The organism is Bartonella sp. MF74HXZ (assembly GCF_042194445.1).
GTDB classification, from domain to species: Bacteria; Pseudomonadota; Alphaproteobacteria; order Rhizobiales; family Rhizobiaceae; genus Bartonella; species Bartonella grahamii.
This window is the reverse complement of record NZ_JBHIMW010000003.1, coordinates 93,034-107,470: the sequence shown is the minus strand read 5'-3', so window position 1 is coordinate 107,470 and position 14,437 is coordinate 93,034. Positions and strand designations below refer to the sequence as shown.

At 37.2% G+C, this 14,437-nt stretch carries 13 protein-coding genes; 2 read left to right on the top strand and 11 right to left on the bottom strand.

Annotated elements, in window-relative coordinates; genetic code table 11:
- Positions 1 to 173: 173 nt before the first annotated feature.
- On the top strand, positions 174 to 1,160 hold the full coding sequence (cobT, locus tag ACFIJ8_RS03255; protein ID WP_273787934.1) for a nicotinate-nucleotide--dimethylbenzimidazole phosphoribosyltransferase: 987 nt from the start codon (positions 174 to 176) through the stop codon (positions 1,158 to 1,160).
- A 47-nt stretch (positions 1,161 to 1,207) separates the two neighbouring features.
- Here the strand turns inward: cobT and ACFIJ8_RS03250 are convergent, their stop codons facing one another.
- The 7 genes from ACFIJ8_RS03250 to topA form a co-directional block, all read right to left on the bottom strand.
- Positions 1,208 to 1,699, bottom strand: a complete 492-nt coding sequence (locus ACFIJ8_RS03250) for an Lrp/AsnC family transcriptional regulator (protein WP_015856433.1) — start codon at positions 1,697 to 1,699, stop codon at positions 1,208 to 1,210.
- A 21-nt stretch (positions 1,700 to 1,720) separates the two neighbouring features.
- The gene (locus ACFIJ8_RS03245; RefSeq protein ID WP_375638998.1) at positions 1,721 to 2,350 is read right to left on the bottom strand and encodes a uracil-DNA glycosylase family protein; all 630 of its coding nucleotides are present in this window, start codon (positions 2,348 to 2,350) and stop codon (positions 1,721 to 1,723) included.
- Positions 2,351 to 2,378: 28 nt separating this feature from the next.
- Positions 2,379 to 2,936 carry a thermonuclease family protein gene (locus ACFIJ8_RS03240; RefSeq protein WP_375638997.1) on the bottom strand — a complete coding sequence of 186 codons (558 nt, stop codon included), beginning with the start codon at positions 2,934 to 2,936 and terminating at the stop codon, positions 2,379 to 2,381.
- Positions 2,937 to 3,280: 344 nt separating this feature from the next.
- Entirely contained in the window at positions 3,281 to 3,448 is a 168-nt protein-coding gene (gene rpmG / locus ACFIJ8_RS03235; RefSeq protein WP_004864083.1) for a 50S ribosomal protein L33, read from the bottom strand.
- A gap of 113 nt (positions 3,449 to 3,561) precedes the next feature.
- A complete protein-coding gene (locus ACFIJ8_RS03230; RefSeq protein WP_273787937.1) occupies positions 3,562 to 4,734 on the bottom strand; it encodes an MFS transporter in 1,173 nt (390 codons plus the stop codon).
- A 288-nt stretch (positions 4,735 to 5,022) separates the two neighbouring features.
- Positions 5,023 to 7,299, bottom strand: a complete 2,277-nt coding sequence (gene rnr, locus ACFIJ8_RS03225) for a ribonuclease R (protein WP_375638996.1) — start codon at positions 7,297 to 7,299, stop codon at positions 5,023 to 5,025.
- Positions 7,300 to 7,302: 3 nt separating this feature from the next.
- A complete protein-coding gene (gene topA, locus ACFIJ8_RS03220) occupies positions 7,303 to 9,876 on the bottom strand; it encodes a type I DNA topoisomerase (protein WP_375638995.1) in 2,574 nt (857 codons plus the stop codon).
- A 265-nt stretch (positions 9,877 to 10,141) separates the two neighbouring features.
- Here topA and ACFIJ8_RS03215 point away from each other — a divergent pair, with 265 nt between their 5' ends.
- Positions 10,142 to 10,348 carry a hypothetical protein gene (locus ACFIJ8_RS03215; protein WP_005773510.1) on the top strand — a complete coding sequence of 69 codons (207 nt, stop codon included), beginning with the start codon at positions 10,142 to 10,144 and terminating at the stop codon, positions 10,346 to 10,348.
- Here the strand turns inward: ACFIJ8_RS03215 and dprA are convergent.
- The 4 genes from dprA to ACFIJ8_RS03195 are packed head-to-tail and all read right to left on the bottom strand — an operon-like array spanning position 10,278 to position 14,374.
- On the bottom strand, positions 10,278 to 11,492 hold the full coding sequence (dprA, locus tag ACFIJ8_RS03210; protein WP_375638994.1) for a DNA-processing protein DprA: 1,215 nt from the start codon (positions 11,490 to 11,492) through the stop codon (positions 10,278 to 10,280). The genes ACFIJ8_RS03215 and dprA overlap by 71 nt on opposite strands.
- Entirely contained in the window at positions 11,467 to 12,099 is a 633-nt protein-coding gene (plsY, locus tag ACFIJ8_RS03205; RefSeq protein WP_375628377.1) for a glycerol-3-phosphate 1-O-acyltransferase PlsY, read from the bottom strand. Before plsY ends, dprA begins: the two co-directional genes overlap by 26 nt.
- Positions 12,100 to 12,110: 11 nt before the next feature.
- The gene (locus ACFIJ8_RS03200; RefSeq protein WP_375638993.1) at positions 12,111 to 13,412 is read right to left on the bottom strand and encodes a dihydroorotase; all 1,302 of its coding nucleotides are present in this window, start codon (positions 13,410 to 13,412) and stop codon (positions 12,111 to 12,113) included.
- Complete coding sequence (locus ACFIJ8_RS03195) at positions 13,409 to 14,374, bottom strand: aspartate carbamoyltransferase catalytic subunit (protein WP_273787943.1); 966 nt, start codon at positions 14,372 to 14,374, stop codon at positions 13,409 to 13,411. Before ACFIJ8_RS03195 ends, ACFIJ8_RS03200 begins: the two co-directional genes overlap by 4 nt.
- Between the last annotated feature and the right edge of the window lie 63 nt (positions 14,375 to 14,437).

The window sequence follows — 14,437 nt, the reverse complement described above, 5'->3', positions numbered from 1 at the left end:
TAATATTTTAAATCTTTCATGTTCGTTATTTGATTAGAAAATAGAATATAGAAATCATTGCTTTCATAATATTTAACGTTTTAAAAGCACTGTTTAAAAAAACAATAAATTATTCATATCCTGTGTATATGACGTGATTTTCATAAACATTGTAGATTTTAAAAGGTATCCTTATGACCGCTAGTCCATTTGATGATTTTCGTGCTTTGCTTACAAATTTACCTGTTGCTGATGAGTTTTCTATAATCTTGGCAAAAAAACGGCAAAAAAACTTAACAAAAGAGCAAGGAACATTGGGAAAACTGGGAGATATTGCTGTTTGGTATGCGGGATGGAGGGGTACAGAAAAACCTATTGTAACGCGACCTTTGGTCGCTATTTTTTCTGGAAACCATGGTATAGTAGAAGAAAATGTTACACCATTTCCACAATCTATGACACAAAAGATGGTGCAAAATTTTGCATCTGGTGGAGCTGCTATCAATCAAATTTGTATTGCTTATGATCTTGGATTAAAAATATTTGATTTAGCATTGGAATATCCAACAATGAATATTACGAAGGATGCCGCAATGGATGAGCGGAGTGCAGCTGCTACAATGGCATTTGGAATGGAATCCATTGCGGGTGGGACAGATCTTTTATGTATTGGAGAAATGGGAATTGGAAACACAACAATAGCTTCAGCTTTATGCTTAGCATTGTTTGGAGGAGAAGTGGAAGAATGGACAGAAAATGGCATGGAATCAGAAGATGATTTTTATCAGCGTAAAATCGCAGCGGTCAAGAAAGCCATTTCTTTACATAAGGATTATTTTAATGATCCTTTTGAGATAATGCGTCGCTTAGGAGGACGTGAAATTGCTGCTATGGTTGGTGCTATTTTAGCAGCAAGAATAGAAAAAATACCCGTGATCTTAGACGGTTTTGTGGCAACAGCAGCTGCCGCGGTCCTTTATAAAATGCATCCAAAAGCTCTTGATCATACCCTTGTTGGACATGTTTCTTCTGAGACAGCTCATCGTAAACTTTTAAAAAAAATTGGCAAAGAACCACTTCTGGATTTGGGGATGCGTCTTGGTGAAGGGACAGGAGCAGCTATGGCAGCTGGTATTGTCAAAGCTGCTGTTTTAACACATGCACAAATGGTGGTTTTTTAACAAGAAAGTTTGAATGCCTAAAAGATAATGAGGCGATCTAAAAACTCTTAAGAGTTTTGTTCATGCGTTTTGTCGTGTAATTTAATATAATTAAGTGGAAGTTCCGTTGTATATTTAATCTGTTCCATTGCGAAAGAAGATGAGACATCACGGATGTCAATTTTAGAAATTAATTTTTTATAAAAAAGATCATAAGCTTCAATGTTGGGCACAACAACACGCAATAAATAGTCAATATCTCCACTCATTCGATAAAATTCAATGACTTCACGGAATTCTTGTACAATTTTTGAAAAACGCTTAAACCATTCATGACTATGTGTGTTTGTGCGAATAGACACAAAAACAGTGACATGCGCATTTACTTTTTCTGGAGAAAGAACGGCAACACGACGTTGAATGACGCCATCTTCTTCAAGTTTTTGAATTCTACGCCAACAAGGAGTGGTCGAAAGTCCCACTTTTTTAGCAATATCAGCAACAGAAAGTGTCGCATTTTCTTGCAAAAGATGTAAAATTTTTCGGTCAAGACGATCCATATTTTTTCTCAGTATTTTAATTTATAAAAATTTACGCACTAAACGACGCAGATATACAATAAGCTCATCGTTAAACCATGGGTTTTTCTGTAACCAAGAAGTATTTCGCCATGATGGATGAGGCAAAGGCATAACATTATAGCCTTGAGGTTGGGGGATGGAAAGAATATTTCTCCAATCACTAACGGTTGCTGAAACAGTTTTATGTTTTAATTCTGTAATATGCCACTTTTGCGCATAACTGCCAATAGCAAGAACAAGCTTTATTTGAGGCATTGCTTGAAATATCTTTTCATGCCATATTTCTCGACATTCACGCCTTGGTGGTAAATCAGCTTTATTGTTGTCGTAACCTGGAAAACAAAATCCCATAGGAACAATAGCAAAAAGAGATTTGTTATAAAATTCCTCTTTCGTTACCCCCAGCCAATCACGCAGCCTTTTGCCAGAGCGATCATTAAAAGGGATAGAAGTTTCATGGACACGCAATCCTGGTGCTTGTCCTGCAATTGCAATCGAAGCCGTATCGGATAAATAAACGACGGGATTTGGTTCGTGAGGAAGAGGAGGAAAATAATGTGGTTGTTGGATACAAACACGACAGGAATAGATTTTTTTTTCAAGTTTAATAATCTGATTACATCGTTTCATTGGTCAATGAAATTAAAAAATATTTTTCTTATTCAGTGCGAGGATTTGCTTTGCGCCATTCTCGCGGTCGTTGAAAACTTGATGCCCATATTCCTTTCTTTTTCTTTCTAGCTTCTTGTTCTTCTTTAGGGTATTCATAATAACTTACAGCCCAACCATTATGTACAAGCGTTGCATTGATATTGCTAACGTGTTTTGTTTTACATGTTGCAAGAACACGACTGTATTGGTCTATTTTATGCCAGTGACATGTAACAGTTTGATTGTCTAGTAGTTGTTCTAAATATTTTTTAGCCTCAAGTCCACAAGGGTAGCGTTCCTTCTTTTTTCCACAAAATTGGTGGAGTTCAGGAGCATCAATTCCAACCAGTCGAATCTTAATTGAAGAAATCATGATAGAATCGCCATCAATAATTACTGCGTTTCCTTTAACAGAGTTTTGAGAAGAAAACTTTTCTTTTTGAGGCAACGGCTGATTCTGCTTAAAATAAATTGACATAAAAATAAGAATGCTAGCAGCAACAAAAATATTGAAACCAGTGATTTTTTTTAAGCTCCTTAGATTAAAATGAGAAATTTTTTTCATGAAACCAAGAAACTGCTAACATTATTATAATGCACTCTATTTTAGTATTGCTTATAATTCGTTCGAGAAATTTTATTCATATGACGAAACAATGTCTCGTTTTAATGACAAAATTTTCGTTAGATAATCACAATAATCACAATAATCAAATATTCATGTAGAATATATGTAAGCAACTTAAATAATAAATCAACTTATTCAAAACCGTACAAAACATACAAATTTTAAAGTAAACTTTTTAAACTTAAGGAAACAAAAAACACCCCTCAAAAAATAACTTTGAAGAGCAATATTCCCACATCTCTTTTGGAGTATAAAATCTATCAATTCAATGATAAGTCTATTTATTTAATTTTTGTTTCTTTAAATTCAACGTGCTTTTTTACAACTGGATCATATTTACGCTTGCTCATTTTATCTGTCATTGTACGGCTGTTTTTCTTTGTTACATAGAAAAAACCGGTATCTGCAGTTGATAAAAGCTTGATCTTAATGGTTGCTGCTTTAGCCATAATGTAAGAACCCTATTTATACTGATTATACTGAAAAAATATTATCTTGTTATCAAAACCTATTTCTGATGTCATCAGATTTTCCAGCAACACTACGGATGTTCTCAAAAAAGTCAAGAGCTGATTAATTTTCTCATAAGTTGGACAAACACCAGAGTGACATATAAACTAAAAAAAACAGCCATAGCTATTGAAAAACCGAAAGGATTAAAGATATCCATGGATTTTCCGATAACGGTCGGCCCGATAAGCATACCAATTCCATAGCAAAAAATAAAAGCAGAATTAGCAGCAGCAAGTTCTTGTCCCTTGAGACGTGCCCCTAGATGTGCAAGGCCGATTGTATAAAGGCTCGCTGATACACCACCAAGAAGGAACAGATCAAGCATCAGAATCCATGGATATTGAATGATCCATGGTACCATGAAAGTTCCCACAAAACCTAAGATAGCGCAACTTATCAGCGGATAGCGTCGATCTTTGGCATAATCGCTTATAATGCTGATAGGAATTAAGAGGAAAACATTTCCGAGCGCAAGGGTTGCTATAAATTGTGCTGCTTCATTCTCATTATAACCAATGGATAAGCTAAAGGGTGTAATAAGAGTTAATGCGCCCATTTGAATAGCACCGTAAACAAGTACTGCCATCATTGCGCTTGGAACGTGAAAAAGATAACGAAAAAATGGTGTATATTGGCTTTTTTGAAATTCTGGACTTAATTTCCAAGCGGCAAGAATTGGGATAGCAGCCAATATAATAAGACTATAACCAACAGCAAAAGGAATAAATCCTCGTGTTCCCACTTTTGCTAATAGTGTTGGACCTACCGCAAACCCTAATCCTAGGACAATAGCATAAATGGAAAGAACCAAACCACGTCTTTTAGGGGGAGCATAACTGTTGATCCAAAACTCTGACAGGATAAACATAACTGTCATAGTAAAATGTAATATAAACCTTAAAATGAACCAAACCCATATGGATTCAAAAAAATAGAATCCTAAAAAACTTAAAGATCCTATGGCCATCATAAATAATATCGTTTTAGAAATGCCTAAGCATAAGGCGATTCGAGAAGTAAAAATAGCTGCAACAATTGTGGCAAATCCACCAACAGTTCCACTATAGCCGATCATACTATTGGAAATACCTTTCTCTGCCATAAGAAGAGAGACAAGTTGTGTTCCTATTCCCAATGCTGTTCCAACGGTGCCAATAGTTACAATAGCTGCAATAATTGCACGCAAAGAATTGTTTTGAGAGTCAAAAGCTTTTTTTTTCATGAGAATGGCTTAAGATACTTTTGTTGATTTAAACAATAAAAAGATGAGATGAAATGAAAGGGAGCCAAAACTATTCTTTGCAGTTTTTCTCATTCCCTGAGTATAAAAAACTGCAAAATTTTTATATGGTTATTATAAAGATAACAATAAAATTTATCCTCTTGTATACTAAAGAAAAAAGATTGTACACATAAAATAATAAAAATATTACATAATATAAGTCATTTCTTAACTTGAATTTATTCATTATTTTATTATTCATGTTCTATTTAATGGAGGACAAGAAGCTTAATTTTTTCTTTTCCCATAAAAAGTGTGCTTTTGTTTTTTTAATTTGTTTTTATGGTAGGATGTCGGTGAAAATTTTATTGGACGAGGTTTTGTTAAGAGTTCAAAGGATAAAGCGCCAGCAAAAGGTTGTACCGTTATAAGTTTTACTTCTACAACATCACTGAGCTGATAGCCTTTATGGCTACGCTGTCCTATAAGAACATGTTGTGCTTCATCAAAATGATAATAATCATTTTTAAGTGTAGAAATATGGACAAAACCATCTGTATTGAGTTTATCAAGTGAGATAAAAAGACCTGCTTTTGTAACTCCGGAAATGCGACCTGTAAAAATACGGCCGATTTTATTCGTTAAATAGTGAGCAACAAGCCGATCAATAGTTTCCCTTTCAGCCATCATTGCACGGCGCTCGTATAAAGAAATTTGCGTAGCAATTTCTGCAAGATTTTGTTCTTGTGTATTTGTTAATTGATCATTTCCTAATTTCAGCGCTTTAATGAGTGCTCGATGAATAATAAGATCAGCATAACGACGGATGGGGGATGTAAAATGTGTATAGTTATGTAGGTTTAAACCAAAGTGGCCGATATTTTTTGGATTATACTCAGCTTGAGATTGTGAGCGCAGAATAACTTGGTTGATCAATTCTTTTTGTGGTGTATTCGTCACTTTTGCCAGAATGCTATTAAGGCGCGCTGAGGTAAGTTCGCTTCCGCGGGAGAGTGGTATCCCCAAACTTTGAAGAAAGCTCCGAAGTATTTCTTGCTTAGCAAGAGAAGGTTTTTCATGAATACGATAAATGAGGGGCTGGTGATGTTGTTTTAATGTTTCAGAAGCTGCAATATTGGCTTGTATCATAAACTCTTCAATTAAACGATGCGCTTCTAATTGTGTTTCACTCACAACATCTTTTATGCATCCGTTTTGATCAAGAATAATCTTTTTTTCTGCAATTTCTAATTCTAGTGGTTGGCGACGATTTCGCGCAGCTTTAAGGCATGTATAGGCTTCCCATAAGGGTTGCAAAATGCTCTCAAAAAGAGCGGCTGTTTTTTCATTTATATTACCTTCAATTGCCAATTGTACTTCTTGATAAGAAAGCTTGGCTCTTACACGAATCATAGTACGATGAAAACTATGTTTTCGTTTATTACCGTTTGCATCAAAAATCATACGAACGGCTAAAGCTGGTCTTTCTTTTCCTTCACGCAGAGAACATAAATCATGAGAAAGGCGTTCAGGTAACATTGGCACAACGGTATCGGGAAAATAAACAGAATTTCCACGTTTCAATGCTTCTTTATCTAATGCGCTTCCTGTTTTGATATAGTAAGAAACATCTGCAATGGCCACAATAATAATCCAACCATCATTATTTGCTGGATCCTTATCCTTGGTTGCATAAACTGCATCATCATGGTCTTTTGCATCTGGTGGATCAATTGTAATAAATGGTAATTGTCGCCAATCTTCACGATTATCCATATTGGCAGCTTTGATATGTTTGACTTGCTCAAGAACACTTTCAGGAAAAATATAAGGAATTCCTTTCGAAAGAAGCGCTATCATTGAGAGTGTTTTTTCACTCTTAATATGCCCTAAAACATTCTTTATTTTTGCGCTCTTTAATCCGTAACCAGTATTTTTTTTAATTTCGACTTCAACGAGATCACCAATTTCAATCTTCATTTCTGGAGACATTTCAACAATGAGTTCATTGGTTTTGCGGTCTATAGGATCAAGGCGCCATTGATTATTTTCAAATTTTCGTACAACAGCAAATGCGCTTTTGGGAGATACATCAATTTTACGAATAATTCGTCCCGAATAAGGGGGGCTTGAGCTTTCAGAATTTTTATTTCGAAAAACTTTTACAAGAATATGATCTCCAACACCAATGCTACTTCCTTTTATGTGATGAAAAGAGTGTATTTCAATATTGGGCTTTGGAGAATCTTCCCATTCAAGAGGTTGTGCAATAAAACTCCCATCTTTATCACGTCCGCTAATTTTTACTAAAGTAACAGGAGGTAATTTTCCTTTGTTTATTGCTCTTTTGCTTTGTTTAGATATAAGATTTTGATCCTTTAACTCACGTAATATATCTCTAAGCCAAATACGGGAATCGCCTTTTAAGTTAAAAGCTTTGGCGATTTCTCGTTTACTTGAGTGGTTAGGATTCTCATTTATAAAGGAAAGGATTTCTTCCTTATCGGGAAAATTTTTCTCCTTGAATGAAGAGAGATATTTTATGTTTTTTTCACCTTTAGCCAAAATTTATGTCTCTTTTATTTTTGCTTTTGTTTTAGAAGAAGCTCTTTTTGAAGTTGTTTTTTTACTTGATGCTTTAGCCGATATAAGTTCTAATGCCTCTGGCAATGTTACACTAATGGGATCTTTATCTTTTGGCAATGTTGCATTAATTTTACCCCAATTGACATAAGGACCATAACGCCCGTTGCGCACGGTAATGGTTCCTCCTTCCGGATGCTCTCCTAATATTGCCAATGCTGCAGGTGTTGCTCTGCTTTGCTTGGTTTTGTTTTCTTGTTGCTCTGCCAATACTGTAACAGCGCGATTGATACCAATATCAAAAACTTCATCTGCATGAAGAAGGCGCGCAGATTTTCCGTTATGGCTAAGATAGGGACCATATCGTCCAATCGTAGCTGTGATTGTTTTTCCAGTTTCAGGATGAATGCCAATTTCACGGGGAAGGGATAGTAAGGCCAAGGCTTTATCAAGGGTTACGTTTTCTGCCTGCCATTCTTTTGGTAGTCCTGCACGCTTAACTTCTTTGCTTTCACCAAGTTGAATATAGGGACCAAACCGACCATTACGAAGAGAGATATCTTTTCCTGTTTCAGGGTCAATACCAAGGATAACAGGTTCATCATTGCGCACAGCTTCATTCTCTTCTCCAGTATCTGTACCGAGTTGGCGTGTGTACTTACATTCGGGATAATTAGAACAGCCAACAAAAGCACCATAACGACCGAGTTTTAATGATAATTGACCATTTTTACAAAGAGGACAGGAACGCACATCACTTCCATCTTCACGTTCAGGAAAGGCGAGAGGTGCTAATGTTACATTTAAAACATCAAGAACATTGGTTATACGGAGTTCTTGGATATTGCTAATAGATGCATTAAATCCATCCCAAAAATCTCGCAATACGTCTTTCCAAGAAAGTTTTCCATCAGAGATAAGATCCAGCTTTTCTTCAAGATCTGCTGTGAAACCATATTCTACATAGCGATTAAAAAAATTTTCAAGAAAGGCTGTAACAATACGTCCCTTAGCATCGGGAATAAGCTTTCGTTTATCAATTACAATATATCCACGGTCACACAATGTCGCCAATGTGGAGGCATAAGTTGAAGGACGACCAATTCCTAACTCCTCAAGCTTTTTAATTAATGAAGCTTCAGAATAACGAGAAGGGGGCTCTGTGGTATGCTGTACAGATTCAACTTTTTCTTTTGTAAGTGCTTCACCAGTGTTTATTTGTGGTAAACGTGTTGTTTCATTTTCTTCATTATTTTCTTCGTCTCGTTGATCGGTGTAGACGGAAATAAAGCCATCAAAGCGAATAACAGATCCTGTTGATCGTAGATTTGCACGGTTTTCTCCTTGCTGTGCTTCAATTTCAACAGTTGTGCGTTCAATTTCAGCAGAACGCATTTGGCTGGCAATAGCACGCTTCCATATCAACTCATAGAGCTTTGCTTGATCGCTATCGAGAAAATTACGGACTTGACTAGGATTGCGTTGAAAATCTGTTGGGCGGATCGCTTCGTGTGCTTCCTGTGCATTTTTTGCCTTTGTTGAATAAAAACGTGGTTTTTCAGGAATATAGTCTTTACCGAAAGTTTCATGAATAACTTTTCGTGCTGAATCAATAGCCTCTGGTGCTATTTGCACACCATCGGTACGCATATAAGTAATAAGTCCTGCCGTTTCACCATTAATTTCAATGCCTTCATAAAGCTTTTGGGCAATTTGCATAGTGCGAGAAGCTGAAAATCCTAATTTTGAAGAAGCTGCTTGTTGTAGTGTGGAGGTTGTAAATGGAGGAAGAGGATTTCTCTTTGTAGGTTTTGCTTCAACACTGAGTGTATGATATTGGGCTTTCTCCAACATAAAGCGAATTTGGTCTGCTTGTTCTTGAGATTGAATATCAAGCTTGCCTATTTTTCGTTGATTAAACATTGTCAATCTTGCTTGGAAACTATCATTTCGGATGGTTTTTAATTGTGTTGTAACGGACCAATAATCTTCTTTGATAAAATGTTCTATTTCTGATTCACGATCACAAATAATACGCAAAGCAACCGATTGAACGCGTCCTGCTGAACGTGCACCAGGGAGTTTCCGCCATAAAACAGGTGAAAGTGTAAAACCAACGAGATAATCAAGTGCGCGACGTGCAAGATAAGCATCTACAAGTGATGTATCAATATCACGTGGATTGTTCATAGCATCAAGCACAGACTTTTTGGTGATGGCATTGAAGACAACTCTTTTAATAGGTTTATCTTTTAAAACTTTTTTTTGACGAAGAACATCCAGAATATGCCATGAAATAGCTTCCCCTTCACGATCAGGGTCTGTTGCTAATATAAGGCTATCGGCTTCTTTAACGGCTTTTGCTATTTCATTTAAACGTTTAGCGGCAGAAGAATCTATATCCCATTTCATAGAAAAATCTTGATCCGGTAAAACAGAACCATCTTTTGCAGGTAAATCACGAACATGTCCAAATGATGCGACAACTTTGTATTGAGACCCAAGATATTTATTAATTGTTTTTGCTTTTGCTGGAGATTCAACGATAACGATATTCATAATTTTACCCAAATATTGAAATAAAAAACTTTTTTATAAACGCCTTTTACGCGAATAGCTAATGACAATTGCTTAAGAGAACATAAAAAAATATTAGCCATATAAAAAACATGAATATTGTACAACTTATGATTGTTATTATTAGAATACACCCTATATAGAATTACACGATTTACTTTCCACTGTTATTACAAAAACATACGGCGAAATACTAAGATAACGTCTATTGAGAGGTAGGAGGGGAAATGCTCAAGGATAGAGGATTATGTTTATAAATCATTTAAAAGTTATCCAATATATTACAGACATGTCTAAGCAAATGAATCAGATGGCGCGTCAGGCGCATAGTCCGCTTTTAGCATTGCTTTTGGATATGGTTGCCAAAGAAGGGCAAAGCATTATTAATAGTGCTGAGGCTCTTGGGGAAGATCAAGATTCGACAATGACACACAACCACCAGAGTGTCGAATAAGCTTTCCAGCAAGGTCGAGTTCTACCAACAAGAGGTAGAGAGTTGGAAGTGAAACACCTGTGTGGGTACTGAGTGTGTCTAAATCGATTGGCGTTGTTGAAAGAGCGGAGAGAACTGCTGCACGTGCTGCATCATCACCTGCTAAAGAGGGGCTGCTGTTTTTTTCATTTGCTAAATTGAAATTCTCCTTTTCAAGTTGTAAAGAGGATGGTTCCTCAAAAAAATTGAGTTGCGAATTTGGAAGCGGTGAAATTAATGGCGTAAGTGTTTCTATGATGTCAGAAGGATGTGTGGTGAGTAGAGCACCGTCCTTGATAAGATTGTTTGTACCAACAGATCTTGGATCAAGTGGTGAGCCGGGAATGGCAAAAATTAACCGCCCCATTTCAGCTGCTTGACGTGCGGTAATTAAGGACCCTGAGCGCAGAGCTGCCTCTACAACCAAGAGACCAAGTGATAGAGCTGCAATAATACGGTTTCTTCTTGGAAAGTCGATAGCACGCGGCTTCCAAGAAATGGGCATTTCGCTGATGATGGCTCCACCGTTGGCGATAATATCTTCATGCAACTTTTTATTTTCAGGAGGATAGATATGATCAATTCCCCCAGCCATGACTGCAACAGTTCCTGTTTTTAAACTTGCTTGATGCGCAACGCTATCAATTCCACGAGCGAGCCCAGAAATTGTTACAAAGTCTGCTTCTCCGAGAAAACGCGCAAATTGAGCCGTAAGCTTTTTTCCCGCAGCTGAAGCATTTCGAGAACCTATAATTCCAATAGAAGTTTTTTGAAAAATTGAAACATTACCTTTGATAGCAATAAGCGGCGGAGGGGCTTCTGTAACCTTAAGAAAAGCTGGATAATCTGGTTCTCCCATACCGATAAACCGAACACCTAATCTTTTAGCTTTTTGTATTTCTTTTTCTGCATCTTCTAAGCTTGCTATTTTAATAGATACAGAACCACCACCTTTTCTGCTAAGCTCTGGCAGCGCTGCCAGAGCAGCCTCTGCTGTTTTATAATGATCAATGAGATTGCGAAAACTCACTGCTCCAACATTTTCACTACGCAACAACCGTAACCAATTTAGACGTTGACGATCAGTGAGCAGGATTCCTTTATTTATCCCCGTTTTGAGTCCCAATCTTACTTTCTTCCCCAGTTAATAATCTACCGATATTTGCGTAATGCTTTATATACACAAATATGCTCATCACAATCAGCATAAAATAGAAATAAGGATCGGAAAAGTAAAAAACAAATATCGCAGTTATAACAACAGAAATGAGTGCGGATAATGAGGAATAGCGTGTGAGGAGAAAAATCGTTATCCATACAATAATAAAAATAATTGCTGCAGGCCAATAGATTCCTAAGCAGACCCCTAGATAGGTAGCAACACCTTTGCCGCCTTTAAATTTAAGCCATATGGGGAAAAGATGTCCTAAGAAAACAAAAAAACCTGCTAGAGAAACAAGGATACTATTGTCTAGCGGATCACTAAAAAACTTTATAACGAAAACAACGATAGTTCCTTTCAACATATCACAAAGAAGTGTTAGAGCAGCAAGTTTTTTATTTCCTGTTCGTAAAACATTTGTAGCTCCAATATTGCCGGAACCAATTGTTCTCACATCGCCAAGTTTGGCTAATCTCGTAAAAAGAAGACCAAATGGAATCGAGCCAATGAGATAAGATATGAGGAAAATAAACCATGGAGTGGACTGAAAAAATATTTCTGCTTCATTCATTAAGAATCTCATTAAGTTTGTTGATCAAGTTTAAAAACGGTTTTCCCTTTCACAAAGGTCTGGAGCACGCGTCCTTGAAAACGTGCATTCTCAAAAGGGGTATTTTTTGAACGTGAATAGAGCTTCTCTTTCGAAACAACCCATGGTTCTTCAAGATCAACCACAATAAGGTCTGCATGAGCACCTTTCTTCAGTGTTCCTGCATTGAGTCCAAAGAGCTTTGCAGGCGCCGTTGACAAAAGTTCAGTTATCCGTAGAAGAGATAGGCTCTCATCATGGTAAAGGCGTAAGGCTGCACTCAATAAAGTCTCCATACCAATAGCGCCAACCGCTGCGTCATTAAATGGTAAATGTTTTGTATCGTTACTCTGAGGATCATGAGAAGAGACAATAACATCTATAGTCCCATCCTTTATTGCTTCAATCATTGCTATACGGTCTTCTTCTGTACGCAATGGGGGCATTAAGCGAAAAGAGGTGTGATATTCACCAATGTCATTTTCATTGAAAGATAAATGATTAATAGATATACCCGCTGAAATTTTCTCACTGCGTTTTTTACCTAAACGAAGTGCATCAGCAGAGAGTGCTGTTGATATTTGAGCGGCATGATAGCGTGTTTGCGTTAATACTGCTAATCGCAGATCCCTTTCAAGTGGGATAACTTCTGCTTCGCGGGGGATGCCAGAAAGACCAAGCCAACTGGCGAGCAGTCCTTCATTCATCACACCTTGTCCTGTAAGATCTTTATCTTGCGTTTCATGCATCAATGGAACATCAAAATCACGCGCATAAGTCATTGCACGTCGCATAACAGATGAACTTTGAAGCGTTTTTTTTCCTTCACAAAAGGCAACAGCACCTGCATCTTTTAGTAAGCCGAATTCTGTTATTTTCTGTCCGTTGAAACCTTGTGTGATTGCAGCAACGGGATAAATATTGACCGATGACTTTTCTTGTACTGTATGCCTAATAAATTCAACAAGTGCCACATTATCAATGACTGGACGCGTATCTGGCATTATGAGGAAAGAAGTAATACCACCTGCGGCGGCGGATTGACTTGTTGATGCGATTGTTTCACAGTGTTCATTCCCTAATTCTCCAACAAAAACGCGCGCATCAACAAGGCCAGGGAGAATTGCTTTGTTTTGTGCGTTAACAATTTCTGCTTCTTCTGGGAAACCCTGATTCAGAGCTTCTTTTCCAGCGGCTATAATCCGTCCATTTTCAACAATAACTGTACCAATTTCATCGATTGCGCGCGAAGGATCAATAATACGAGCATTTTGAAAAACAATTGGTTTTATCATTTTTTTTCTCCACTGATCTTTGCGCGTGAATCTAATAAAGCCTCCATGACAGCCATACGCACTGCAATTCCCATTTCTACTTGTGTATGAATCATACTTTGTGGTCCATCTGCTATGTCAGATGCAATCTCTACACCACGGTTTATTGGTCCAGGATGCAGAATAATGGAATCATTTTTGGCATAGGCTAAATTTTCTTTATGTAAGCCAAAATAATGGAAATATTCATGCGTAGAGGGAATAAAAGAACCTGTCATCCGTTCATGCTGTAAGCGCAACATCATGATAACGTCAGCATTTTTAAGGCCTTCTTTCATCGTGTTAAAAACCTCAACACTCATATGAGCGATTTCTGCGGGCAAGAGTGTTGAGGGAGCAACAACACGAACACGAGCACCCAAAGCATTGAGACTCAAGATATTGGAACGGGCAACACGTGAGTGTAAGATATCTCCACAAATCGCAACAGTTAATCCTTCAATACGACCTTTTGCCCTTTTAATGGTTAGAGCGTCTAATAAAGCCTGTGTTGGATGTTCATGAGCACCATCACCTGCATTAATGACACAACAATCAACTTTTTGCGCTAATAAAGCTGCCGCTCCTGCACTGTTATGGCGAAAAACCAGTATATCCGGCTTCATCGCATTGAGAGTTGTAGCTGTATCAAGTAATGTTTCTCCTTTTTTTACAGATGAGTTGCCGATCGCAAGACTCATCACGTGTGCACCTAGCCTTTTACCCGCTAATTCAAAAGAAGATTGTGTTCGCGTAGAGGCTTCAAAAAAGAGATTAATTTGAGTCCGTCCATGCAAAGTAGATTTTATTTTATCAATCTTGTTAGAAAGGATAACATTTGCTTCTGCACGATCAAGCAATGTATTAAGATCTTGTACACTTAGATCTTTAATAGCTAAAAGATGTTGATGAGGGAAAAGTGGAAAAAAATTATCTTGAATCATAGCATTCTTCTTTATCTCTCTCTAAACAGGTTAAACAAGCATTTGTTTGAATATGATAAATGT